7 protein-coding genes are annotated in these 8184 nt (G+C 39.7%); 1 reads left to right on the top strand and 6 read right to left on the bottom strand.

What is annotated here, in order from left to right; genetic code table 11:
• Window positions 1-79: 79 nt before the first annotated feature.
• The 6 genes from VB712_RS13445 to VB712_RS13420 form a co-directional block, all read right to left on the bottom strand.
• A complete protein-coding gene (locus tag VB712_RS13445) occupies window positions 80-517 on the bottom strand; it encodes a type II toxin-antitoxin system VapC family toxin (protein ID WP_323255529.1) in 438 nt (145 codons plus the stop codon).
• A complete protein-coding gene (locus VB712_RS13440) occupies window positions 508-789 on the bottom strand; it encodes a hypothetical protein (protein ID WP_323255527.1) in 282 nt (93 codons plus the stop codon). The genes VB712_RS13445 and VB712_RS13440 overlap by 10 nt, the downstream gene beginning before the upstream one ends.
• A gap of 555 nt (window positions 790-1344) precedes the next feature.
• Window positions 1345-2457, bottom strand: a complete 1113-nt coding sequence (locus tag VB712_RS13435) for a DNA methyltransferase (RefSeq protein ID WP_323255525.1) — start codon at window positions 2455-2457, stop codon at window positions 1345-1347.
• Window positions 2458-2474: 17 nt separating this feature from the next.
• Complete coding sequence (locus VB712_RS13430) at window positions 2475-3833, bottom strand: DNA double-strand break repair nuclease NurA (protein WP_323255523.1); 1359 nt, start codon at window positions 3831-3833, stop codon at window positions 2475-2477.
• A 2-nt stretch (window positions 3834-3835) separates the two neighbouring features.
• On the bottom strand, window positions 3836-5977 hold the full coding sequence (locus tag VB712_RS13425) for a helicase HerA domain-containing protein (RefSeq protein WP_323255521.1): 2142 nt from the start codon (window positions 5975-5977) through the stop codon (window positions 3836-3838).
• Window positions 5978-6980: 1003 nt separating this feature from the next.
• Window positions 6981-7589, bottom strand: coding sequence for a Uma2 family endonuclease (locus VB712_RS13420; RefSeq protein ID WP_323255519.1), 609 nt, complete (start codon window positions 7587-7589; stop codon window positions 6981-6983).
• A gap of 305 nt (window positions 7590-7894) precedes the next feature.
• Between VB712_RS13420 and VB712_RS20520 the strand changes: the two genes are divergently transcribed.
• On the top strand, window positions 7895-8143 hold the full coding sequence (locus tag VB712_RS20520) for a type II toxin-antitoxin system VapC family toxin (RefSeq protein WP_416236347.1): 249 nt from the start codon (window positions 7895-7897) through the stop codon (window positions 8141-8143).
• The last annotated feature ends 41 nt before the right edge of the window (window positions 8144-8184 follow it).

The following is an 8184-nucleotide window of genomic DNA, read 5'->3' as shown; positions in this document are numbered from 1 at the left end:
AGGTTTTTTCGGCGGCGCTTGATTCGACCAAATCCTTTTGCCATGAGCTTTTCTCCCTGAGTCTTCCTCCTCTAGCCTCTCACATTTTTCCCTGGGGGCTCAGTTTTTTCTTTTTTTCGATGTGCCCATAAGCTAACTGTTCTATTCGACCAAATTCACGGGTATTATGTGTAACTAAGGTTAAAGAATGGGCAATGGCGATCGCAGCAATCAGTAAATCATTTGCACCAATTGGATTACCTGCCATAGCAAGCTGTGCTCTGATTTCACCCGCAACTTTAGCACTTTGCATATCAAACGGAACTACAATAAACTCATCAAAAAAACCATTAATTTTGTTTAAATTTTTCTGAAATTGTGTGCTACGACAGACACCGTAATAAAGTTCACTGTAAACGATTGTACAAAGACGAATGTTGTCCTTGGGGGTAGAAAGAAGGCGTTGATTAACGGATGAGTTTGAGGAGTTGAGAATTTTGATACAAACATTAGTATCCAATAAATAGGTTACATCCATTCTTCTCGCTCCTCAAATTCCAATTGGGGTGGACGTTCTAGGGGTTCTCCAAGCCAACCGCCTACAACTTCTTCCAAAAAATAACGGGAAAATCCTAAGGTTTCAGGGTCAACGAATCCATCAGGAGTCGATGGTGATTGTTCAGAATCCGTAATCACGACAGGCTGAAAGACCATCAAAATTTCTAAATCTTGATTTCTCAATCGTTCTGGAACTGTTACCTGCAAAGTACCATCTTGGCCAATGTGAGCCTGTAACTTGATCGTTTCCATACCCTAATCCTCCAACAGACTAAGCTAACTCCATCATAGAACATCCCCGCAAAAGTTTTTCGTAGATTAGGGCTGGGTCAGGCATGGGCAATCAGATGTAAATTACGTTGTGATTGATGCGGTGTTTGAGATAGGGATTCATGCGGGGGCGAGCGCTCTCCAGAAATCAGGCTTTTTGAGGGATGCAGGGGGGAGCCTGTTTCGTTTTGGGATTCATGATCCTGAGGGTGAGAAACCGGGTTTCTGGGGGGTGGTTGTGGGGTTGGTGGGTGGATGATTTTAGCTGATCAAGGTTATGCCGTGATTGGATAAAGAGTAGAAAATCTAAAACCTCTTCAAGTAAAGAATCTGGTGCTTGTTCAATGGCCTTGAGGAGTTGTTCTTTGGCTGTTATGGGTGCTGTTTGATATATCGCTAAAATGGGTATTGGGCATGGCCTACCAATTTAAATTATCGGTGGGCATTGGTCACTACTACTGTTATCTATTTTCATATTTATTGAAATACTGCTCAATAAATACAGCGTAAATATTGCCCACTTTAACATTTAGTAGATTACAAATATAAAATGATATCTACTTCTCCAGGTTTGCATTCTTTATCACCATAAAGTGCAGTTTGAGTTTCTTTTTTAAAAGGACTAGGTAGTATTTGCATTGAGCATTTTGGAAATGTTTTTTCTAGTAAATTTTTGGTCGTTTCAAATGTAAATTTTCGTGCATCTGTCCTAATATAGACAACTGCATTGTTAGCCATAACTTTAGAACAATTATGGAAAATATTGCTCAACAACTGAGTATATTTTACCATTGACTCAAACCGGCCTTTCCAATTTTCTCCTGTATAAATTGGATGTTGATGTCCTCCTAACATCCATAATCGAAGCCATTGATCATAGTAGTAATTTGTAATTTTATAGTATGGAGGGGAAGTAAACAATAAATTAAATGGTTGTCGCTTCCCTGTTTGAATTTCTCTAACAAGTTGCTTTAGTTTTAATGTACTGTCTCCCAGAACGATCTTACTTTTTTCTAGTTCTGGTATTCCTTTTGCATATCTCCACTTAATTCGATTTTGCATAAATTCTACAGGATCAATATCAGGTGGAGACATATCTCTCTCTTGCCACCACCGAATTGAATAATCAGGATGCATAGCTTTACCCTGTCTCATTTGGTTAGATAGAGAGGATTCTCGTTTACCATGTAAATTTATTAAAATAAGAGCCATCATGGTTGCATCAATATAGCTATGCTTCCAAGAAAGAGTTTTTCTTGCTGCAATAAGATAACGCAAGACATTTTGTGTGTAGCAAAATGAAAAAAACTCTGGTAATGAAATTAATTCATCAATCAAGACACTATTTGCTATTTTTGCAATTTTATAATTTCTTGCCAGAAGCTTTTTTTGTGGTGCTGGATTAAGTTTGACCCTTCCGTAAAGCCATCCGACGGGATTTATTTCAATACCATAGCCATGTCTTTTAAGTGAAGCAGCAGCATAAATACTTGTTGCTCTTCCTGCAAACGGATCGAGAATACTTTGTCCTACTTCTGAATATTTTTCAACTACATTAAAAGCAAATTCTCTTGGAAACATTGCATAATAAGGGCCGATCCCAGACCATCGACCTGTAGGAGTACTAATTTTCAAAAGCTCATGAGTCATTTTTATAAATTTATAAATTATTCTGTCATCAATTCTTTGGCTAAACCTTCTAATACTTTTTTACCAAGACTAAGAGGTATTGCTGCTTCTGAATTAGCCACTACTAGAGGAGTAAATGCGTTTGCAAATCTTGAAGATACAAGCTGATCTAGAAGTCCAATTGCATCGGCTAATCTTGGATACTGCGACTGTTCAGCACGAGTCATATCTCTATGATCTTCTTTTAAAAATGGAAGACTAGCTACTAATCTTGCACCTGATTTAGTTTTGTAGAAAAATTTACGTCCAAAATATGTTGCATCACCATACATTTTTGTTCCTTCAGAAAAAATAATATTTTTCTTGATATAGGAATCTGTAAGTAAACCAACTGCTTGCTTTGGAAAAACTCCACTTACTCCTTCTGAGTTACGATCTATGTCTTCAAAGTGCTGTACAAACTGCCCCGTTTTTTCAACACCAATCAAGAGAATATCTTTACCCCCTGTGGCTTTACGCACTAAGTCATTTAATCGATATAACTCTTTTCTGATCGCTTGACTAATCCAAGCTGGCTGTCCAAAAACTGCAAGTGGCCCATCAAGTACAATAGCTAATCTTCGTAACGTAGGAAGCCACTTTTGTGCCTCCATAGTTCTTAAAATATGAATAACCCATACTCGTTCAAGAGTTTGCATGATTTCGGAAAATATAGCTCCATTGGTTCCTGCTGGAACCATTCTTTCATGAAATCTAAGTGCATCGGTTGAATATAAAGGCCTAGAAAATATACATGAGCATGAATACTGATTTGTTCCTCTCGGATAGTTTGCATCTATTGGACAGTCTTCATAAGGGCATTTTTGCTTACGCTCCGTATCCGGCTTGTGTTTCAGCAACGCTTCATAGGTGTCCAGAAGTGATTCACCATCATCTGACATTTTATGAATCTTGAAGACTTCAAATACTGCTTTTCTGAGAGATGCTTCAGCCGAGCTTTCTCCTTCAGAAATAACATTGCAACCAGGCAAGGCACAATCTATTGATGGTTCAGCTTCTTGAGTTTTTTTGAATTTTTGGGGATTAACAGGTCGTTTTTGATCAAGTTCCCTCATTTTTTCAATGTCCAAAATTAGAGATACTACATTAATATAGGCAGCTTCAGCACCAGGAAAACCGTTTTTGATGCTGACTTCTGCATGACTACCATCTATAGCAATTAGAATCTTGGGTTTCCAGTCACTAGGTTCAATACTCACAGGTTCTAAAATTTGTAAAGAACCTAAGCTATCAGCAGCATCACGAATTTTGTAGGTACCCAATAATTTTTTAACACGTTCGCTCTGTACAATCCGCCGTAAAGAGCTATAGCCAGCAAATTCACCTTCGTATGGCATAATTACACCTCAAACTTTTTGACTTGAACTGGAATAACAAAAAGATTGCTCAGAGTTTTAACCCTTAAAAATCCTTTGTCTTGAGCGCGACGAATTGACTGCTCAAAGTCTTCAAAGTCGTAGTATTTTTTGAGTTCTTTTGTTTCATCCGTGTTGTTTAAGTGTCCAATTAACCAATTAGAAGTGTTTTTAAGAATATTCTTTTGGATACTACTCACTTCTTGGGTAGTGTAAACCATTCCAACACGATATTTTGCCCCTTCTTTGGCTGAACGAACCCAAACATCTTTTAAATCTAAATCTGACCCTGAAGGAAGAAGATTATGAGCTTCTTCTAGATAAACAATAATATCAGGTATATCTTCTTTGCCCTGCCGAAAGAGACTTTGATTTTCTTTAAAGATATGCCACATGATTCTCTCGGCAGATGATTGATTTACTTCAGGATCACCACTTGATTGATCTACAATCACTAATCTACCTTCTTTGAGATGGTTATATATCTCTGCGGCATAATCAACTGATGTATTGTTAGTGTGCTGATTGCGTACTTTGCCAATCTGGTTAGCCCCTTTTGTAAATGTAAACATTTCTAGAATTCTTACCAAATCAGCATCAGCCCAACTTTCGCCAGTACTTGAGGTTTTGATGTACTCTGTGTCAAATTGAGTGTAATCGTCCGTACTGAGAAAATAAAACAGACCTTCAAAGGCTGAAGCTAGACTACCCCATGATGGGGACTCTTTTGATAGAGTCTCAGAAGCTAGTTTAATTGCTTTCTCCGTATCTTTATTCTTTTTTTCTAAAGCAATATTAGCCATGACTTCGAGAATATTGCTTTTAAATAATCCTTTTGTTGTAGGGTTCAGATTCTTCGGTGGTAAAAATCCTGCTTTAGCCAAGAGCGCCCTGTAAGCAAGAACTCTGCGATTATAGCGAGTCAAAGCACTATAATATTCCCCGTCTTTAGAGTATTGACTCTTATCTGGTTTCTCAAACTTGATTTGGCAAAAATTCTGAATGTATTTTGAAGAATCAGTTGTAAGCAAAACATTAATGATGTCTTTGCCAGTTTGCAGCATATTTTCATCGTAAAAGTTGATCAACATCAGCTTACGGTTTGGATCGTTAGGATGTGGCAAAATACCGTATGTTACTACGTCTTTTTCTTTGCCATCAGGATGCGATTTCCAAATATTTTTTATCGCTGATGGATTCTTATTCTGGTTAGCATCTTGCACATTTTCATTGGCGTATTCACCATTTGGATCAAAAACAATCTGCCCAACTCTTAAAGGGTCATCTTCAAATCGAAGATTAAATACAGATTGAAGAATAATTTTTGTTGTGTTAGATTTTCCCGTTCGAGTCATTCCAAAAAGTGCAGTCTTCTGACCAAGCAAATCCGCAGGAAGAATTTTAACCTCAACATTAGAAATACCTTGAAAAGAGCGATTGGTTGAGGCGTAGCGAATACTGCCGATTACAACTGACTTATCTGTTTTTAAATCGTTACGATCTGGATCACGATAATTAACAATGCGTGATAGAGCTTTGTCGTTTGGTTTGTATACCTTTAAGCCTTCGTTAGGATAATAATTTGACAAATCACTGCCAAAGCGTAAAACAAAAGAATTAGAGTGTTCATCAGAGCTTTTATCAACAAAAAAAGTGCCAATAACTCTACATTTTATTCCAGCAAAAGAGAGGAGATTGTGGGTGTGAGAATCCATCAACTCTTGACTATCCCAATGCATATCTTCACCACTCGCTTTTTGCGCTGTCTCTACTCTAACACGTTCAGCTTCAAAAGCATTAGGAAGTGGTGCAGCATCCATAACACGCAACAAAATGATCGATGAATCCTCTTTTTTATAATCAATTGAGCTTTTGGGATCGATACGAGTAGCAATCAAAAAACTTAGGCTGGGAATACCCCCTACTTTTTTTCGATAGTGATCGTGGATAAGTACTAATGCTGATTCGTAGCTAATTGAATAAACCTCGCCAACATATTGCCCCTTTTCTTGATCTTCCTGCTCCACCCGTTGCTCATTTTGGATCAGTTGCCTGAAAATGTCTTGTGCTTGGGCTATTTCATCATTTTGGTGGACATCATACAAAGAGTCGTGTAATTTTCCCATGTTGATACTCTAAATCATAGTTTTTCAGAAAATTCCTTATAGGTCTTTCCTATAAGGTCGCCCTTATTTTAGCACTATTGTTAAATCATTGATAATTACTACACAATTTTTTTAGAATAGGTCTTCACGGTTTAGGGTTATAAGAAAGGCTAATGTCACGAGTTTTTCGAGGCTCTCAGCAGCTAGACAATCCATGCTATGTATCGAATTATACAATTTTAGTCATAAACCCAGAAGAGCTAGAAAAGGAGACAGCAGCAAGAAAGTGCTCGTCCTTCTCCCAATCCGAAGGCACATCAGCCCGCAATTGGTTAAGAATCTGATCAAGGCTCAGGGTACTGGTAGGCATGACAATTCCTCACGATGGGATCACCATTCTATTCTAGCCCAAGGCGATCGCCCCTCCACAGAATCAAGGTGATCCGCTAAAATAAGCCAAGCCTGTTGATCGTCATCACGCTAGGGGGATCACCGAAACATGGCGGATTAATGGGGTGGTTAATTGATCCCGACGAGCACACCATCTTTGTTTACTTTCCCAGCGGTGAGATGGAGATATTTGATCAACCAGAAATAGAAGTACCTGTCCCCCCCTTTGCCCAAGGATTAGCGTTAACCCTAGGTGAACTGTTCAGTTGGTTGGCCCTGGATTGTTAAGCAACCCAAGAGAGCGATCGCCCCTCGACAACCAACCCAATCACCTATGATCTAAGAGGAGCTAAAATCGGTAATTTTGCCCATGAAGTCCAAGGCAACCAAATCACCCAACCAGAGGAACGCCCATGAACATCCCCATTCCCGAAGACCTAGAACACCGTCTTCAGCCCCATCTTCCCCAACTCTACCAACGCGCCAGTGATCGCTCGCAAAGTTAGACCCAATGTTCAACTTTAAGCCCTTGGGGAGGGCGAAAAATTTTTGTGCCTCCGGCAGGCTTACGCCAACGCCCCTACACCCACATTGCATGATCGCCTGCTTATCGATCGCCCCAACCCCCATGGACTTACTCAATACCAAAATTGGGATCGCCCTTCAACTCCACATCTTCATAAATTAACCCCAAACTACAGCGAAAATCCAAACTGCTTAATTCTAATGGGCAATCCTCCAAATCTCCCCCATCTTCAGGATAAGCCGTTAACTCCCACTTACCCGCCGCATTTTTGGTATAACGATCAATTCTGATCTGAGTCGCATCAATTAAAACATATTCCTGAAGCGTCGGAATTTGGCGATAAAACTGAAACTTTTGGCCATAATCAAATGCTCCGGTACTCGGTGAAAGCACTTCAACAATTAAGCAAGGATATTGAATCGCTTCAATGGCACGGCGATCGCCCTGATCACAACTCACCACCAGATCCGGATAAAAATACGGCCCCTGCTCAGAAACCTTCACCTTCGCATCAGAAACATTAACACGGCAACCCTGCCCACGAAGATGAGAACGCAGTAAGCTGTACAAATTCAACGCAATATCATTATGGGGTAAAGTCGCTCCTGCCATTGCGTAAACCTCACCATCAATATACTCGTGCTTAATCGGTTGCTCTGCCTCCCAAGCCAGATACTCCGCCACCGTCATCCCCGCAGATTTAAGCTGTGCAATCATGATTTACCTCCATGCATAACAATCGATCCATTATGACCTTCATTATAAAGTGGAGATCGCCCCTACAATAATTTCTCAGTACTGATCGCTCTCCGGATGCGGCTCACGATAGGCGGGATTCAGACAGTGGCGCGATACAGGGAACGCAATCATCTAAATTTTAGTCCAAAGGACAGCACCCCAACTCAGTGCCACCGGCTCATCATCCTAATGCAGTTTCCAAATTTGCACAACACTTTTCAAGCTTGCTACTTAAGCAGTATTGGGATTGCTGAACTTTATAAAGGCGTTTTTATTCGCGAAAAATTGAGCAAAATTTAGCCAATCTTAAACAGTTTATCGATCTCCTGCCTATCGTAGATTTTGATCCAATTGCTGCTCTTGAATTTGGTAAAATTCAGGGGGAACTCAAGCGCATTGGCAAGCCAACAGGAGAATTGGATGCGATGATTGCAGCAGTGGCAAGATCGCGTAATTTTGTTTTAGTGACTGATAACTTAAAGCATTTTCAAAATATCATTGATCTAGAAACTGAAAATTGGCTAATTGATTAATTAATTGATTAATCAAAAACCCCTGGGGGGAACCCAGGGGT

This window comes from Spirulina sp. CCNP1310, assembly GCF_034932185.1.
Lineage (GTDB): Bacteria > Cyanobacteriota > Cyanobacteriia > Cyanobacteriales > Spirulinaceae > Spirulina.
The sequence above is the reverse complement of the archived record's forward strand: the minus strand, read 5'-3'. Positions and strand labels throughout refer to the sequence as shown.

Bases quoted from the DNA above. Each gene is read 5' to 3' on its own strand.
- VB712_RS13445 (WP_323255529.1), bottom strand. From the start codon at position 517: ATGGATGTAACCTATTTATTGGATACTAATGTTTGTATCAAAATTCTC.
- VB712_RS13440 (WP_323255527.1), bottom strand. From the start codon at position 789: ATGGAAACGATCAAGTTACAGGCTCACATTGGCCAAGATGGTACTTTG.
- VB712_RS13435 (WP_323255525.1), bottom strand. From the start codon at position 2,457: ATGACTCATGAGCTTTTGAAAATTAGTACTCCTACAGGTCGATGGTCT.
- VB712_RS13430 (WP_323255523.1), bottom strand. From the start codon at position 3,833: ATGCCATACGAAGGTGAATTTGCTGGCTATAGCTCTTTACGGCGGATT.
- VB712_RS13425 (WP_323255521.1), bottom strand. From the start codon at position 5,977: ATGGGAAAATTACACGACTCTTTGTATGATGTCCACCAAAATGATGAA.
- VB712_RS13420 (WP_323255519.1), bottom strand. From the start codon at position 7,589: ATGATTGCACAGCTTAAATCTGCGGGGATGACGGTGGCGGAGTATCTG.